Source organism: Candidatus Gracilibacteria bacterium (assembly GCA_041661045.1).
Lineage (GTDB): Bacteria > Patescibacteriota > Gracilibacteria > UBA1369 > 2-02-FULL-48-14 > 2-02-FULL-48-14.
The window spans coordinates 943,649-960,700 of record JBAZVE010000001.1 but is presented as its reverse complement, the minus strand read 5'-3'; the positions used below and the strand labels follow the sequence as shown (position 1 = coordinate 960,700).

15 protein-coding genes are annotated in these 17,052 nt (G+C 49.1%); 5 read left to right on the top strand and 10 right to left on the bottom strand.

The window, feature by feature from the left end; genetic code table 25:
- Window positions 1–161 precede the first annotated feature (161 nt).
- From WC777_04730 to WC777_04720, 3 genes are read right to left on the bottom strand one after another with little or no spacing between them, the layout of a single operon-like run.
- Window positions 162–2,588 (bottom strand): RelA/SpoT family protein, encoded by a 2,427-nt coding sequence (locus WC777_04730; GenBank protein ID MFA6024489.1) that lies wholly within the window; start codon window positions 2,586–2,588, stop codon window positions 162–164.
- Between the two features lie 55 nt (window positions 2,589–2,643).
- Window positions 2,644–3,750 carry a hypothetical protein gene (locus WC777_04725; GenBank protein MFA6024488.1) on the bottom strand — a complete coding sequence of 369 codons (1,107 nt, stop codon included), beginning with the start codon at window positions 3,748–3,750 and terminating at the stop codon, window positions 2,644–2,646.
- 7 nt (window positions 3,751–3,757) lie between these two features.
- Window positions 3,758–4,315 carry a hypothetical protein gene (locus tag WC777_04720; protein ID MFA6024487.1) on the bottom strand — a complete coding sequence of 186 codons (558 nt, stop codon included), beginning with the start codon at window positions 4,313–4,315 and terminating at the stop codon, window positions 3,758–3,760.
- A 74-nt stretch (window positions 4,316–4,389) separates the two neighbouring features.
- Between WC777_04720 and WC777_04715 the strand changes: the two genes are divergently transcribed.
- Both WC777_04715 and WC777_04710 read left to right on the top strand, forming a co-directional pair.
- Window positions 4,390–6,447: a sodium-translocating pyrophosphatase gene (locus WC777_04715; GenBank protein ID MFA6024486.1), complete on the top strand. Its 2,058-nt coding sequence runs from the start codon at window positions 4,390–4,392 to the stop codon at window positions 6,445–6,447.
- A 140-nt stretch (window positions 6,448–6,587) separates the two neighbouring features.
- A complete protein-coding gene (locus WC777_04710) occupies window positions 6,588–6,827 on the top strand; it encodes a hypothetical protein (GenBank protein ID MFA6024485.1) in 240 nt (79 codons plus the stop codon).
- Between the two features lie 7 nt (window positions 6,828–6,834).
- Here WC777_04710 and WC777_04705 read toward each other — a convergent pair whose 3' ends face one another.
- Complete coding sequence (locus tag WC777_04705; GenBank protein MFA6024484.1) at window positions 6,835–7,494, bottom strand: 50S ribosomal protein L25; 660 nt, start codon at window positions 7,492–7,494, stop codon at window positions 6,835–6,837.
- Between the two features lie 154 nt (window positions 7,495–7,648).
- Between WC777_04705 and WC777_04700 the strand changes: the two genes are divergently transcribed.
- From WC777_04700 to WC777_04690, 3 genes are all read left to right on the top strand, one after another.
- Window positions 7,649–7,972, top strand: a complete 324-nt coding sequence (locus WC777_04700; GenBank protein MFA6024483.1) for a YbaB/EbfC family nucleoid-associated protein — start codon at window positions 7,649–7,651, stop codon at window positions 7,970–7,972.
- 65 nt (window positions 7,973–8,037) lie between these two features.
- The gene (gene mltG / locus WC777_04695; protein ID MFA6024482.1) at window positions 8,038–9,036 is read left to right on the top strand and encodes an endolytic transglycosylase MltG; all 999 of its coding nucleotides are present in this window, start codon (window positions 8,038–8,040) and stop codon (window positions 9,034–9,036) included.
- A gap of 63 nt (window positions 9,037–9,099) precedes the next feature.
- Entirely contained in the window at window positions 9,100–10,863 is a 1,764-nt protein-coding gene (locus WC777_04690; protein MFA6024481.1) for a hypothetical protein, read from the top strand.
- Here WC777_04690 and WC777_04685 read toward each other — a convergent pair.
- The 6 genes from WC777_04685 to pyrH form a co-directional block, all read right to left on the bottom strand.
- On the bottom strand, window positions 10,855–11,478 hold the full coding sequence (locus WC777_04685; GenBank protein ID MFA6024480.1) for a cyclase family protein: 624 nt from the start codon (window positions 11,476–11,478) through the stop codon (window positions 10,855–10,857). The genes WC777_04690 and WC777_04685 overlap by 9 nt on opposite strands.
- The gene (locus tag WC777_04680) at window positions 11,465–12,619 is read right to left on the bottom strand and encodes a FecR domain-containing protein (GenBank protein ID MFA6024479.1); all 1,155 of its coding nucleotides are present in this window, start codon (window positions 12,617–12,619) and stop codon (window positions 11,465–11,467) included. Before WC777_04680 ends, WC777_04685 begins: the two co-directional genes overlap by 14 nt.
- Window positions 12,620–12,622: 3 nt before the next feature.
- Window positions 12,623–14,047: a chromosomal replication initiator protein DnaA gene (gene dnaA / locus WC777_04675; protein MFA6024478.1), complete on the bottom strand. Its 1,425-nt coding sequence runs from the start codon at window positions 14,045–14,047 to the stop codon at window positions 12,623–12,625.
- 159 nt (window positions 14,048–14,206) lie between these two features.
- A complete protein-coding gene (locus tag WC777_04670) occupies window positions 14,207–15,616 on the bottom strand; it encodes a site-2 protease family protein (GenBank protein MFA6024477.1) in 1,410 nt (469 codons plus the stop codon).
- Between the two features lie 28 nt (window positions 15,617–15,644).
- Window positions 15,645–16,202: a ribosome recycling factor gene (gene frr / locus WC777_04665; GenBank protein MFA6024476.1), complete on the bottom strand. Its 558-nt coding sequence runs from the start codon at window positions 16,200–16,202 to the stop codon at window positions 15,645–15,647.
- A gap of 27 nt (window positions 16,203–16,229) precedes the next feature.
- The gene (gene pyrH / locus WC777_04660) at window positions 16,230–16,937 is read right to left on the bottom strand and encodes a UMP kinase (protein MFA6024475.1); all 708 of its coding nucleotides are present in this window, start codon (window positions 16,935–16,937) and stop codon (window positions 16,230–16,232) included.
- Window positions 16,938–17,052 lie beyond the last annotated feature (115 nt).

Sequence of the window (17,052 nt, the reverse complement as noted above, 5' to 3'; positions counted from 1 at the left end):
GATCCAAAACCTTCGCGCCATTGTTTTACGGAAACGAGAATACGGGGAAAAAGACCTCATGCTCACCGTGCTCACCGATGCCGGCGAACGAATGGAGGTGGTGGTCAAGGGAGCCAACCTCCCCGCTTCTCGCCGCCGCGCCCACTTGGAATCCATGAATCTTATTGAGGGCAGTATCTACAAAAGCACTCATCATCAGTACCTTCAAAGCGTTCAAGTGAAAAACAGTTTCATGCGCCTCAAAGAAAGCGTGGACGGGGTGCTACGGCTCAGTGTGTTTTTAGAGATTTTAGATCGCGGACTTCAAGAAAAAAATCCGGAGCCTCAAATTTACACGCTATTGGAGGAGACTTTGCAAAGCTTAAATACCGCCCCGCACGCCTTTTTGCCGGACATTGCGCTCATCAAACTCGCCCACCTTTTGGGCTTTCTCCCCAGTTTCAAACACTGCAATGCCTGCCACCAAAGCATTGAAGCAGAAGCACACTGGGACCAAAGTGCCGGAACTCTGGCCTGCCCAGCATGCCGAAACGAAGGCTGCCGACCTCTCCCCCTCAAATACCGAAAAGCCTTCGAATTCTTCCGTTGCGCCTCCACCGAGGAGTGTAGAAAAATATTGATGCAAAAGGATGAAGCTCAGCTGCTCCGCGAATGGATTCCCAGTTTCTTCAGCCTACACTTGGATCGGCCCCTCAAGAGTTTATCTGTTTCCATTTAGTGTCCAAAAACCGCGCCTCATCCAAGCCATGCAGCTCTCGACAATTCTTTTTGTGAATTCGAATAAACTGCCCCTTGGTGACATACCCCACAATTTCGTGAGGCGGTCTGGGTTTGCAGCAGGCACTGAGCACCACGGGCAGGTTTTCCTCATCCGTAACCAAAACTTCTTCGGTGTACTGTGCCGGAATCAAAATTTCCCCGCGTTTCCTTTCCTGAGCGGTTTCACCGGGAAAGAGCGTCTTGAGCAACTGAAAAGCCGTCACATTACCGAGCCCAAGATTTTCCAAAAGCTGTTCCCGTTCCGCAAAACTTCGGGGTTTGCCGGCATAATCCTTGAGCAGATTGAGCCGCTCATCCAAAAGCGGTTTTCCAAGATCATGCAATTCTTTGTTGAGCATTTCTCGACCCGCAGCGGTATTGGCCTCCTTATCTTGACGATTAAACCAATTTTTAATTTTACTTCGGGCGGAAGCAGTTTTTGCCAAAGAAATCCAGTAGCGGCTGGGTTTTGCATTATTGCGCGTCACCACTTCCACCTTTTCCCCACTTTTGAGTTCATAATCGATGGGGACGATGCGGCCGTTCACCTTGGCATTGGTCATTTTGTTGCCCACTTCCGTGTGCACGGCAAAAGCAAAATCAATGGGATTGGACCCCACCGGGAGCTCGATCACCTGATCTTTTGGAGTGAGGACAAAAATCTTATCGGGGTACAAATCCAACTCCAAACGAGGGGAGGCCGAGGCCAGGTCTTTGAGCCAAGCCAACTGCGCGGTGGCTGCAGGTTCGAGAAGCGATTTGCCCAGCTTGTAACTCCAATGCGAGGCAATTCCAATTTCCGCTTCTTCATGCATACCCTCCGTCCTAATCTGAATCTCGGTGGGCTCGCTGTACAAATCTCCACCCATCCCCAAAACCGTGGTGTGCAAACTGCGGTAACCGTTGGCTTTGGGGGCCGCGATATAATCCTTAAAACGATCTTGCATCGGCAAAAACTCTCCGTGCAAAAGACCCAGCACCGAATAAAGTTCAGAAAAATCTTCGCGTGAAAGCTTCGAGCGATCCGGCAAAATAACCCGCAGCGCAAAAAGATCATAAATTTCCCCCAAATCTTTTGCCGATTTTTTTTGGAGTTTTTGATAAATGCTCCACAAGTGTTTCATCCGTCCTTGAACTCTCAAGGAACCAATCCCCTCCCGAACCAAAAGCTGCTCAAGCTGAGAAGTCGCAAACTCCATGCACTCCTCACTCCGCCCTCGATAAGTGGCCAAACGGTCCGAAAATTCTTTATAATCCTCAGGGTACAAGTGCTCAAAACACAAATCTTCCAGATCACTTTTTATTTGGTAAATACCCAGACGAGACGCAATGGCCGCATGAACGCCCAAAGTTTCCCGAGCGATGCGCTCCCGTTTGTGTTCCGGCACATGATGCAGCGTGCGCATATTGTGCAAACGATCCGCCAGCTTAATGAACACAATGCGAATGTCTCGCGCCATGGCCAAAAACATCTTTTTCCATTTCTCTTCCTGCGGATCACCGCTGGGAACTTTTACAACCGCCAACTTCTCGAGCCCCTGCACAAGGGCCGCCACTTCTGAACCAAAATTTTGTTCAATCTCCGCAAGTGGCACCGGCGTGTCCTCGGTAACATCGTGCAGCAATGCAGCCTGAAGCGCGGCCATATCCGGATGCAGATCGAGCAAAATCTTCGCCACCTCCACCGGATGAATAATATAATCTTCTCCGGAATACCGCTTTTGCCCCGCATGCGCCCGATCCGCAAATTCAAAAGCCTTATCCAAAAGCGCGATGTCCAAATCCGGCCGTCGACTCAAAACTTCGTTTCTTAAACTTAAGTAAATCATACGGTGGAGTATAGCAAAGGGAACTCCAAGAGGCAAAAAGCTTAATCAAATTTTCTTACAATTCGTCCTCCCTTAAAATGAGATTCAAATTGGAACCTTCGATGTCCACAACCTGAACGCCCTTCACCAAGGCTTCTTCGTTGAGCTCGATGTCGCGGATCCGTAAATCCAGCTCTTCCAGGGCCTGTTCGTAATAGGAAATCAACTTTTCCCGAGCATTGAATTGTGCGCGCAAGAAAACCAAGTTCTCCCCATGTGCAATAAAAGCATTCAAAGCCGACTCCGCACCTGCAGGGTTCAATTCCTCCAAAGCAGTGAAAAAGCGATCTTCTTGTTCAGCCTTGGCCTCATCCACAGCGGTGAATTCTTCCACAAGCGCATCTCGCTCCTCCGTAAGCCGCTCCAAGTTCCGCTCAGCAGTGCCCTGAAGCCCCGCAAGCTCATTTTGATACTCTTGCAAGGCATCATAACGGTCAGTGCTCTGGTTGAGCATGCCATTCACCTCCACTTGAAGTGCATTATAAACACTGGAGAAATCACGGATGAAAACACCCAAATCCCCACCTCCAGCCAAAGAATCCCCCAGACTCTCCCCCACTTCTGTGGCCGGATCGTCTTCCGCGGTCTCCTCCCCCACCAAAATTCCACTCAAAAGAGAATCATCCAAAAAGAAATCGCTCTCTTCCTCAGGTTCGGTGGGCGTATCCTCCGGCACCTCCTCCTCTGTACCGGCATCCTCCGGTCGATCCTTCCACCATTGCCAAAATGCCCGGCCTCCAAAAATCAAGGCGATCAAGAGCCCAACCAAGAACAATCCACTGCAACAAAACTTTAAATGACGAGTGGAAAGATTGGCCTCTTTAAGCAAATCCATGAATCCGGACTCATCTTCTTCACCAAAAGTGGAGTCCTCTCCCTTTTCCCCATCCGGTCCCATATTAGAAAGCTCCTGAAGTCGATTTTTCGTTTTCCTACGGCGTTCCTGCAGTTCATTGCTCTCCGGCATGGTGGCCACCTCAAGTCCACCCATTTCCCTCAGGTTATCTAAAGGAGAAGAAGTGGTGAGTCCTTCGGGAAGTTCAACTTTTTCCTCCGGCGGTGCAGCGGGTGCAGCAGAGACGGTTTCTCCGGGACGAAGTGGTGCTTTTGAATCTTCAGCCATGGCTCAATTATAGCACAAAACCAGCCTGATGAACAGATCAGAAAGAGGGCCCCATCATTTCAAACCAAATCCCAACAAGAACTCCACTAAGCAGAAGATCCAAAATAATAAGAAGGAGGATGGAACCCGGTTGCAATTTTCCAAGTCGAGTTAAAACCGTGCACAAAACCACCAAGTACCAAATCCCGGAAATAATATTTAAAGGCTGATAAAAACCAAGCGCCGTAATGAGAGAAGCATGACCCAAAACTCGTACCGTTGCTTCCGTGCTGAGTTTAGAGTGAAACAGCCGTTCCGCAAGCAAGCCGGTGAGGAAAAGCATGGCAATCCCAACTCCGATGCCCAAAACAGAGCTCACCAAGAAATCCACAAAACTGGGGCGATAAACGATCATCCCGGTGGAATAAGGGATCAAAAGAGTTCCCAATTTTGAAAGCACCGTCGCTCCCGCAAAAATCCCCAAAGAAACAGGTAAAGCAGAGGAATCCTTTGCCACCGCTTGCATGGCGACATCCTTTAAAAGCAAAATGTCCCAGGCCTGTTTGAGCGATTTCTGCAAATCCATAGATGAAAATTAGATTGGACTAAGTATAACAAGACTGTGTAAAATTCCGCCAGTCATTCTTAACTTATCTCTTTATGAGTATTCCAGTCCTCGCAAGTGCCGCTAGCGTGCTAGCCTTAGGATGGGCCATCGGCCTGATCATCAGCGTTCTCTCAAAAAATGACGGGAACCTCAAGATGCAGGAAATCGCCGAATCCATCCGAGAAGGAGCCATGGCCTACCTCAATCGCCAGTACAAAACCTTGGCGATTTTCACCATTTTAGTCTTTTTAGCACTTGGATTTGGCCTTCCGGACAACGGATTCCTGATTGCGATGGGATTCTTGGTCGGAGCGATATTCTCCGCACTGGCCGGTTATATTGGAATGGGCGTCTCCGTTCGCGCCAATGTTCGAACCGCCGCCGCTGCCAAAGATGGACTCGGTGCCGCTTTGCTGGTTGCGTTTAGAGGAGGTGCCGTAACAGGACTCGCTGTGGTGGGTCTTGCCCTCTTGGGCGTTTCCGGATTCTACTGGCTCTTCACCACCTATTTTGGACTCGGTGTGGATGAAGCCCCCGGACTTTTGATTGGATTTGGATTTGGAGCTTCACTCATTTCACTCTTTGCCCGTGTGGGAGGAGGAATTTACACCAAAGCAGCCGATGTGGGCGCAGACCTTGTGGGAAAAATTGAAAAAGGAATCCCTGAAGATGATCCTCGAAATCCAGGGGTGATTGCCGACAATGTGGGAGACAATGTGGGAGATTGCGCCGGGATGGGAGCAGATCTGTTTGAGACCTACGCCGTAACCTTGATCGCCGCCATGATTTTGGCCGGTTCAACCCTCACCACCAAAGTGGGAGCCGCCGGAGTGGAATATCCTCTTGCCCTCGGTGCCGTCGCCATTTTGGCCAGCATCATTGGAATTTACTTTGTTCGTCTGGGAGAAGGAAAAAAGAACATCATGGGCGCACTCTACCGAGGAACTCTGGTGACCGGCCTCCTCTCTATGGTGGGGTTCTACTTCGTCACAGACATCATGCTCAATGATCTGAACATCTTCTTTGCAGGGGTTGTGGGTTTGATTCTCACCCTCCTTATTAATGTGGCCACCGAGTACTACACTTCTAAAGATTACGCACCGGTAAAAATGATCGCCAAGGCGTCTGAAACCGGAGCCGGAACAAACTTGATCACCGGACTCGCACAAGGAATGTTCTCCACCTTCCCTATGGTGGTTTTGATCGTCCTTGCCATGCTCGCCGCTTACTGGCTTGGAGACACCTCCACACTCGATAGCGGTATCTACGGTATTGCCATTGCAGCCGTAGCTATGCTTTCCACCACCGGTATGGTGATCGCCATGGATTCCTATGGGCCCATCACCGACAACGCCGGAGGAATTGCTGAAATGGCAAATCTACCTAAAGAAGTTCGCGTTCACACCGATGCCTTGGATGCCGTTGGAAACACAACCAAAGCCGTGACCAAAGGATACGCCATTGCTTCTGCCGCACTCGCTGCGCTCGTGCTGTTTCAGGCCTACGGAGAAGAGTTACTCAAGAACAGTCCGGAAGACTTCATTTTCAACCTCACCGACTACCGCGTGATGGTGGGTCTCTTCATTGGAGGAGCCCTTCCCTTCCTCTTTTCCGCCTTCCTCATGCAAGCGGTTGGAAAAGCAGCCTTCAGTGTGGTGGAAGAAGTTCGCCGTCAATTCCGTGAAATCAAAGGAATCATGGAAGGAAAAGCCAAGCCTGAATACGGAGCCTGTGTGGACATCGTAACCCGCGCCGCACTTAAAGAAATGATTTTGCCCGGCCTCATCGCCATTTCCGCCCCCATTTTGGTGGGATTCATCCTTGGACCTTTGGCACTCGGAGGACTCTTGGCGGGAGTGATTGTGACCGGTCTGCTCATGGCTATTAATATGAGCAATGCCGGAGGAGCTTGGGACAATGCCAAGAAGTTTGTGGAAGATGGAAATGGAGGTGGAAAAGGATCCGAAACACACAAGGCCGCTGTGGTTGGAGACACCGTGGGTGATCCGTACAAAGACACCGCCGGTCCCGCACTCAACGCCTTGATTAAAGTGATCAACACCATTGCGCTCATCATCGCTCCGGTGATCGCCGCAAATTCCCTGCTTTAAAAAGAAAAAGTGTCAACGGGAAAACTCCTGTTGGCACTTTTTTTGTGCCCAAATTTTGCTAGAGTGAGAAACCTTCACCAATCTATGCCAAGCGGGGCCCGCAGCCTGCTAAGCAATAAGGCCGCGTAAGCGGCATCTATATGTCCTGGAACCCCTTTAAATTTCAATACACCGCCTTCTACAGAGGCGAAGAAAACGACCAGGCGATACTGGAGCTTCACAAAGGCACACAAACAGAATTGATTCACTTTCCAAAGCAGCTTCTAGCTCCGGGCTTAAAGATTGGGGATTCATTCACGCTAAGAATCGAAGACGATGAAACGGCTCGCAGCAACGAGGCGGAAACCATGAAAAAGCTCTTGAGCGAGCTGATCCAATAAACAGAGATTATTCTTCTTTCTTCTCTTCCGCAGCACCTTCCTCACCCTCCTTCTTCTCTGTGGTCACTTCCACAGCAGAGACATCAACAGGTTCAGTGGCAGCCACTTCCTCTTCTTGAGGTTGAGTGACATAAGCAACGGATGCTTCAAGTTCATTGAGGACTGTGATTCCGGCAGGAATCTTGAGATCTCCAACGGTAATGGAGCTGTTGAAGTCCACGAGGCTGGACACATCCACAATAATTTCGTGAACCAAGTCTTTAGGCAAACAAGTCACTTCAATACCATCCAAGTTTTGGATCAAAATACCCGCCAATTCCTTAACGGCAGGAGCCTGACCTTCCAATCGAACAGGAATCGTGGTGGTTACTTCTTGATCCATACGCACATTGATGAATTCCACATGAGTGTAAAGACCGGTAACAGGGTGGAGAGCCACATTATGGATCAAAACATTCTTCATTCCCTTCCCTTCAATTTCAAGATCAATCACGGTATTGGAACCTGCTTTTTTGTAAAGTTTACGAAAAGGCTGGTATTCCATTTGAAGGCTCATGTTTTCAACTCCACGACCGTAGTATTCGGCAGGAATTAAATTCTTCTTTCGAAGAGTCTGTGCCTTCACGCTAGTATCTCGAGTTTGAACGGGAAAAGTGACTTTATCCATATATTCTTATATAACGGGACTTTCTTGCTTAGCCTTCGCTTCGCTTCAGCTTGCGGAGGGATTTTAGCGACAGAGGCCCAAGATGGCAAGAGGAAAATTTGGAAGCTTGCCTTTAAAGCGCTATACTAGGCCCACTTAATCTTAATTTTTCTCCATGGGACTCTTTGGACAAGCAAAGGATTTATATAAACTGCAAAAACAAGCCAAAAAGATAAAGGAAGAGCTCAAAAACCTTCATATTGAGGCGGAAGTGAACGGAATCGCCGTAGTGATCAACGGAGAACAAGAAGTGATGGAAGTGCGTATCCCTCCTGAAATGCTCACCACCGAGAACCGGATCAAACTGCAAACAGACCTGCTCGCCGCCTTCAACAAGGCCATTAAGAAATCTCAAGAGCTCGCCGCAGAAAAAATGCGCGGCATGATGGGAGATTTGGGCATGGAAATGCCGAGCATGCCGGAGCGCAGCGAAGGCTAAGCAATAAAGCAGCGCAAGCTGCATCAATATTATCAACTTCATTATCAGCATCAACCTATTACTCGATGGAAAAACGCCTTCTACAACTTCTTTTCTTGGGTTTACTCCTGGTGGTCGTATGGACCGTGTGGGAGCCCTTTTGGCGACGGGATTTGAATGAGGCGGCAGACCATGGGAACACGGAAAAAGTAGTTTTTGAGGTAGAAAAAGGGTCCAGTGCCAAAAGCATCGCTCAAAACCTGGAGAATGAAGATCTCATTGTAAGCGACAAGAGTTTTGTACGAACCGTAAAAGAGGAGGAATTGGATGGAAGCCTGCGCTACGGCCGCTTTGTACTGAGCCCCGGCATGACGCTCCGAGAAATCATAACGGTTTTGACCACCGAAGGCACCGGCGAGCTCGCGTTCACCGCTCCCGAAGGCTGGACCATCGCCGAAATGGATGCGGAACTGGCTGAAATGGGACTGATTGGAGCCGGAGCTTTTGAAGAATGTGCCAAAACCTGCTCCTTTGACTATGATTTCCTGGAAGAAGACGCAAGTTTGGAGGGCTACCTCTTCCCCGACACCTATTTTATAGATAGTGCCACATTCAGCAGCGAAAACCTCATCAACATGATGCTGCAGAACTTCGACAACCGATTGACCGACGAGATGACGGCCGCCATCGAAGCCTCGGATCGCAGTTTAAGCGAGGTGGTGATCGTGGCCTCCATGGTGGAACGCGAAGTCCGCACCGAGGAGGATTTGCCCATCGTGGCCGGCATCATTTGGAAACGATACGACAACGGCTGGTATTTGGGTATTGATGCCACACTGCTCTACATTCAAGACGACAACGAGCTCACCGCCGCCGACCTGGCCGAAGACAGTCCCTACAACACCCGTTTAAATACGGGTCTCACCCCCACCGCCATCAGCAACCCGGGTCTCGCCAGCTTGATGGCCACCATTTATCCGGAAGAATCCGAATATTTCTACTACCTCACCGACATGGACGGCGCCGTCCACTACGCCACCACCAACGAAGAACATGAGGCAAACAAGGCAGCGTACTTGGAGTAAGGCTAGACAAAGAAGCATTTTTGGCTTAGAGTAGCACTCAATCCTTCTTCTTTCGTTTTAAAAATGGCCCTCAAATTCAGTCACTTGGCACCCCTGTTGCTCTCGACCGTACTCAGCGGCTGTTCTCCGAAACAAATGGACAGCGCTTCTTCCCCTTTCACCGATTCAGGTGACTCAGGGGACTCGGGCAACTCCGATGGAGGAGCTACTCCCCCCTGTGAAGGGCTGAGTATCAATATTCAAGCAAATCCAGGGAACACTGCCGATTTAAGGGTGGACACGGACCTGCCCGTTACTGAAGTGGATCTGCTCATCCAGGCCATGGCGGGAACCGTGCATTACTCCTTAAACGGACTGGCATTGGATGAAAATCTCGAGGTTCAAATACACGGATTCCCTGAAACACGAGCGAACAATCCGCTCCATCAAGCCTTCCCCGACGCTGAAGTACAAGTGACGGTGCATGGAACCGATTTCTCATGCGTGGTGGGAACAACGGTCCCCATGCAGACCCTTGATGAGGCTCAAATTGCAGGCCTGGCCGCTCCAGACCACATCACGATGGGAAATCTTTCGGCGCTGGCCGAAGCACTGGATGGAGAGAGTATTCCTTTAACCACCATCAACTCAGGGAATGGGGATTCCACCGATGACTCAACCTTATGGGGGGGCATAACGGTAGACCCCGTAACAGGCTTGGTTTTTGGAACCGTTATTACAAGTTCAGGTTCTATAGGGAAAGTCATGGGTAAGTCTTCCTGGGGAATTGAACCCATGGGTTGTGATTATGAAGAAGGCGTGGCAAAGTGCGGCCTTGAAACCTCCTTCGCCGAGGCATGGCAAGACCTACCCGTAATAGAAATTTCTGACGGTGAGCTCTCAATAGCCAACGACCTCAATGACACTCTGATCCACCACAATCTGGTCCATGCAAGCGACTCAAACGGGAATCCGATCCTGTACGCCCTGTCCTATGAAGTTGAAAATAAATCCTGTGCAGACGACCCTTCCGTTTTCGACTGCCCCGGAGCATTTATACAAGCTCCCGATGCTGCTTCAATTTATCCGGAAGATGTCACCTCGTTACTCAACAGCACCACCATCAGTAATCAACCGTATCTCAATTCACTCCAAGTGGCGGCTCTTTCAACTGAAGAAAGCCCAACCCTAGGCATTACCTCCCCACTCATGGAGCCCACGGATGACGGCACGGTTCGTTCCTTCAGTCTTTTTGTGGAGCCGGAGACCGGAAAATCCATGCTATTTACAAATCCGGGAGAAACTCCCTTTGCAGAGTTCGAGGGACAACACATTGAACTCCCCAACGATTCAAATGGAGGTGAGGCCTATCGATTTCCCCATTCAACAGATGCTACAAAAACACACGACGGTGAACTCCGAGTAGCCAATTATGATCTTTTCCCAGCCATTGAAAAGGAAGGCGTCTTAGGCCCTATTGAGGTGAAGCAATATAGATTGCTTCAAAACGGGTCAAACCCAGATACCCTGTTTGAAGCGGATGCCGCCGAATGGATCTGCACCGCACAACTGGTTTTGGGCGATGTGACCACTGGCATAGAAGGCGTCCCCCGCCAACGAGGAAATGCGTATTACCTCACCGATGCCGGCGTCATTGTGGCTTACGATACATTGAGAGGCGGCCTCTGGCTCCTAACACAGGATTGTGAAGTAGCCTCCGTCTTGGCTGGAGAGGACTCACCCATTCATAGTAAATGGGGCACTCCAACATCTGTAGAAAATTTAACTGGATTAAACGGCAAATTCCACTACGAAAAATTGGGGGAACTGAATGGGTATTTAGACTAACCTAGCGATCACACGAGCCGGAGCACTATCTGCGGCATATTTTGTGGGAAGAGCGGTCACTTCAAAGGATTTTCCGTCTAAAGCCGCTAAACCGGTGAGATTTTCCACAATTAAAATCTCCTCCTTAAGTAGGATGCGGTGAACGGCATAAGGCTCGTGATCAGGACTTGGAGTATCGAGCCCAACCATTTTAACTTTGAGTTCCACCAATCGCTGCGCGAGTGCCTCTGTGAGCACGGGGAAGTTTTCGAAATAAACCGGCTGGCCAAAGTGGCTGCCCCAGTCCGTCCAAAAAAGTACAATGTCGCCCGCATGAATATCCGCAGGGAGCAGATCCGTGTCCAAAAGATTTTTACCTCGTGCATCCACCAAAAGACCTCGCCCAAAGAACCGCTCGACTTCAATATCACAAAGCCGACGGCCTTCTTTGACCATGTGCATGGGACCATCCATATGCGTGCCCACATGCATGCTGCTTTTTATGGAGTGATTCACACAATGATATTCTTCAAAATCCAGCGTTTGCAGCAATTCAGGGGATTCATCACCGGGATACACGGGCATCCCCGAAGTGGTTAAACGAGTGAGGTCAATGAAGGGGCTAGAATTCTGCATTGAGAGTGATGGTAACCGTGTTGCTCACCTGCCCATTTTCATCATAAGCCACAATGGTGTAGGTGTTGGAGCCCAAAGAGTAATTGGCATAATCGGTGTCGGCCACATAGCGGAAACTGCTGCTGCCGGCCACAAAACTGCCCAAGGTGTAGGGCGCCCCATTGCCGGACCAAGTCACGGTGACGGTGCTGGCCGTTCCGGACACAATCTGCCCCTCAATCGCAATGGCATCTTTTTTAATAGTGGAACCGGAGGCCGGGGAAAGGATGGAAATTTTAAGACCGGTCGTGGTTTCAGGTTCGACCACAGCCTCTTCGTCAGGAATTTCGGCCTCCTCTAGAGAGGTTTCTTCTTCCTCTTCCGCAATCTCCCTTGGCTCTTCTTCCATGGCCACCAGCTCTCCACGACTCCACAAAGAGAAAGAATCCGTAAACGCGTCTTCTCGAAGAGGTTCTTTTAAATTCACATTCTCACGAGCCTGAAGTGCAATTTGAGTGTCTTCATCCAAAAGACTCATCTCACCCCCTTTAAACACCAAAGTTTCAATGGTGCGGTCTTCTTCACTGCGATCCAAATATTCCACGGTTACCGGCCCCTCTTCCACAAAAAGAGCTTCCTGCTCACCCAAATGAGAAATCAAATATTGTCCCTGCAGAGATTGAATACTCATGGCTGCCGTTTGAACACGAACATCCAGAATTTGATCCTCGTTTTCTTTGTGATTCACCCAAATGCGCCCCTCTGTAAGTTGCAAGAGCACCTGTTCGCTGTCTTCGGCAATCTGAACGGCAGAGAGCGTCAAAGAACTATTGGCGTCCATAAAAATCTTAGTGTCATCGTAAAAAGAAAGGATTGCCCAAGAATCGGGCCCAACCCGCACTTGATCTCCCTCCAAAATCAGCTGTGCATCCGAAGCTTTTTTGGGTTCCTGTTGGCCCCATTCCAAAATCTCCGCCTCCCCTTTATAGAGCGTGAGCACGGCTTCATCTTTCTTTTCCTCCAGCATGGAGCTGGCAACAGAGATACAGGCACGGAGCAACAAAAGCGCAAAAACCAAGAATAAAACGAGCCAAAAGAACGAGCGGAAACTGCTGTTTTTTTTCTTAGGAGCCTGGTAACGACGGTAGTAAGTGGTCTGCATAGACTAAAGTCCCATCTCTTTCTTAATGGAATTGATGTCGCGAAGCAAGTTTTTATCTTTCTTAAGCTGCTTCTCAATTTTGGTGCACGCATGCATCACCGTGGTGTGGTTTTTACCTCCACACTCCGATCCAATCTGTTCATAAGCAAGATTGAGTTCGTGACGAAGCAAATACATCACCACTTGTCGGGGAAGAATGACTCCACTTTTTCTGGAATCCCCTAAAAGTTCCTCAGCCGGAATACGGAAATAGCGGCCCACAAGATCAATCACATCTTCCGCATGAAGGGCTTGCGTGTTTTCTACCACGCCGTCCGACTGCAAAGAAGTTTCTCGCCCAAGTTTTTTAATGATCTTGGCCACGCTGCGAACCGTGGGAGTAGAATGTTCCAATTCGGCTTGAGCAATGGCTTGAATGAGCACGCCTTCGAGCTCACGAATGGAATCGTGCACATTCATGGCAATGAACTCCAAGACTTCGGGATGAATCAAAACCTCATGGTCACGGCACTTGGCATGCAGGATGGCAAGCCGTGTTTCGTAATCGGGGAACTGAACATCCACAATCATGCCCATTTCAAAGCGGCTCACCAAACGGTCTTGCAAAGAGTCCAACTCTTTGGGGGGACGATCGGAGCTGATGATGATTTGCTTTCCGTTGTCGTACAGTTCATTGAAGGTGTGAAAAAACTCTTCCTGCGTACGATCCTTGTTGGCCAAGAATTGAATGTCATCAATAATGAGACAGTCCACTCGACGGTATTTATCCTTAAAATCTTTGGAGTTGCGCTTTCCGATGGCTTCCACAATTTCATTGGTGAACCGTTCGCTGGTCATGTACACCACCACCTTGTTGGGATCGTTGCGCAAGATTTCATTTCCGGTGGCTTGCAGTAAATGGGTTTTTCCGAGGCCCACGCCCCCGTAGACGAAGAGAGGATTATAAATGGACCCTGGGCTCATTCCCACCGCCAAGGAGGCGGCGTGGGCCAAACGATTACTGGGACCAACGACAAAGTTGTGCAAAGAATATTTGGGGTTCAGACATTTGCTCGAAATTCCCTCAAGCAAACGGACTTCTTGGCGCCCCGGAAGTTTGCGAGTTTTCTTTTCTTTCGTTCCAAACGATTTGTTCACATCCACCCCGCGACTGTCTTCGGGCAAAGCCAAATGCGGATCCACTTCAATCATGAGTTCACGAACCTCCGGATGCACGGACTTGATCGCTTCCATGAGTTGCGTGCCCACTTTGTTCTCAAGCCAATCCTTAGCAAAAATATTAGGCACTCCCACCACCAAAAGACCGTCATGAAAAGACAGCAGCGCGGTGTTTTGGAACCAAGTGAGGAAATGAGGCCTTTTAAGCTCTACTTCAACCTTTTCCAGAATTTGAAGCCAAAGATCTTGCCCGGGAAGAACAGCAGACATAAGTGCATGGGAAATGGGATGTCATTATTGCGGGAATTGTTCAAAACTCGCAAGGCACAATTGTGCAAAACTCTTTGACAGAAGAATCCGCAGTGGCGCAAAGCTAGTGGCTCACAAGCAAGCGAACAACAACCCGTTGGGTTAGCCCTTGTTCACACCCTAAAATAAATTCATGATATCGTTGAAGGTGATCGCAAGAATGAGCACGATGAGAAACAAAAAGCCGGCGGCATGAATGAGCTGCTCATATTTGGGATTGAATTTTTTGCCCGTGATTCCGCGCACCAGAATAAAGAAAAATTTGCCTCCGTCCAAAGCGGGAATCGGCAAAATATTGATGACCCCCAAACTCAAAGAAAGCAAAGCGATGAAACGAAGCATGGCCGCAAATCCATCTTGAAGCGTCACAAAAGTCATTTGCGCGATGCCCACGGGACCGGAAACTCCGGCGGAGACACCTCCACCCGTGATGAATTGTTGAATCACTCCCACAAAAGAAACAGCCGTGAGCTTGGCGAGTCGCCCCATTTCGTTAAAAGCCACCCAAGGCGCAGCCCACCCATACTGAATCTTTTCAAACCCCACAAGAGTGTGTGGCACATAGGTTTGATAGAGCGAAAGATTTCCCGTGTTTGGGATGAGATCCGAAATCCCAATACCCACCCGACCGTCTTCAGGCCGAGGAGCAATTTCAAAGATCAATTCCTGTTCCTCTCCACTTCTCAAAATCGTATAAGTGATCAAATCTTCCCCGGCAAGCAAGGGCATTTGTCCAAGGATTTGTTCAGCGGTATAAACGGGCTCCCCTTCCAAACGAAGGATTTGATCCTGAACTTGAAGGCCCGCCAGTTCTGCAGGCGACTCCGGCTCAATAAAGGAAATGATTGGATGCATCTCAGGTAAAGAGATCACAACTGGAAAAATTCCGGTTCCTTCCCGGTAGACCTCAAGCTCCATGCTATTTTTCCCTTCAATCGTAGCAAAAAAATCATCTTCCGTGAGCACTTCTTCACCATTCACAAGAATAATGACATCCCCATTCTCAAGTTTATCGGAAAAAACCGTTCCCTCTTGAGCAAGATAAACCAAGCGAGGCAAATACACGCCTTCTTCCTCCAAACCCTCCGTTAAACCGGGTTCAATATTCACCGTGCCTTCCCGAATGCCATTGTAAAAATCATCCTCGGTACTGATGAGCGGTTCAATCCCAATCCAAAATCCAATCGTTAAAAACACAAAGGCCAAAAGAAAGTTCATCACAACCCCCGCCACCACAATCCAAGCCTGCGTGCGCAAAGGCTGATTGGAAAAACTTCGTTTGCTTTTGCGAGAAGCTTCGGTGGATTCATCTTCACCCAGCATGCGCACAAAACCTCCAAAGGGAATGGCGTTGAGCGAATAGAGTGTTTCCCCTTTCTTGACTCCAAACAAGCGCGGAGGCAAACCGAATCCAAATTCCTCCACCTGCACCCCTGCTCGTTTCGCTGCAAAAAAATGCCCCAATTCGTGCACAAGAATCAACGCAGAAAAAACCAAGAGGAAAACAAGAACAGTGAGGAAAATAGTCATAGGTTTATTATGTTTATATTGATGCCGCTTATAATGTCATTATAGCGTCCTCTTTCTTCTTCGCCAGTTCCTCAATTTGTTTGTTGATGGCGTCCACTTCTTCTTGAAGCGCATTCTCAGCACCTTTCCGTTCATCCTCACTCATCTCTTCGGCATGTTCCATTTTTTTAAAAACGGCCATGGCCTCATGACGCAAATTGCGCACCGCAATTTTGGCTTCCTCCGACATGCGGCCCACCACCTTCACCAAATCCCGGCGGCGTTCCTCAGTGAGCGGTGGAATATTCAACATAACCGCAAGCCCGTTGTTGCTCGGATTGAGATTCAGGTCAGAATCACGAATGGCTTTTTCGATGCCGGCCAAAGTGGACCGATCCCACGGTTGAATTTGAATGGTTCGAGCGTCCGGAATACTCACACTGGCCAGATTTTTGATGGGTTGCATCACCCCATACGATTCCACCATCAAAGTATCCACCATCCCACTGGAAGCTCGTCCAATTTGAAGCTTATTGAATTCATCAGAAAGATGCTCAATAGCCTTGATAAAATCCTGTTTGCTTTTTTGTACGAGGGGATGAGCCATAAAAAGTTTAAGTTTTTTTAAGAAATATTAGGAGATAATGGAGCCAATTTTCTTGCCGGTCGCGGCCTTGAGCAAATTGCCTGCCTTCCCCTGAAAAACCACAATGGGAAGCTTGTTCTCACTGCACAGCAAAATAGCGCTCAAATCCATGACTTGCAACTCCCGTTTCAACACCTCCTCATAAGAAATTTTCGGAAGAAGCTTTGCGTTTTTGTACTTCATGGGATCTTTATCGTACACGCCGGAGACCTTGGTCTCTTTTAAAAGCACGCTGCACTCCAATTCCAGAGCCCGAAGCGCCGCAGCCGTGTCTGTTGTAAAGTACGCATTCCCCGTTCCTCCTCCACAAATCACAACCGTTCCTTTATCCAGCAACGCTTTGCCACGAGAAGGCACATAAGGCTCCGTGAAATAAAAATTTCCATGTGCCGAAAGGGATTTCGCCGGGACTCCAATCGATTCCAGGGCTTCCTGCAAAAGCCGCGCATTCATCATGGTGGCAAGCATCCCAATGGCATCTGAAGCGCTGCGCGAAATACTCAATTTTTTATTGTCACGATAGCGCCAAAAATTGCCGCCGCCCATCACAATGGCCACTTGAATTTTCTTTTTCCAAAGCGCCTTAATATCCTGAGCCAGTTTAAGCACGGCGGCGGCATCGGCCCCCTGCCCTTGTTCCGCCATCATTTCCCCGGAGACTTTGAGGAGAATCCTTCGAGCTTTCTTTGTCTTCATGAGTTGAAAATAAGGTAACCAAGCAAAATACCCACCGCAATCCCCCCTGCAATCAAGAGAGGCATCCGTGTGTTGGGAGAATACCGTCGCGCATTCGCCAAGTCCGTGAGCAAAT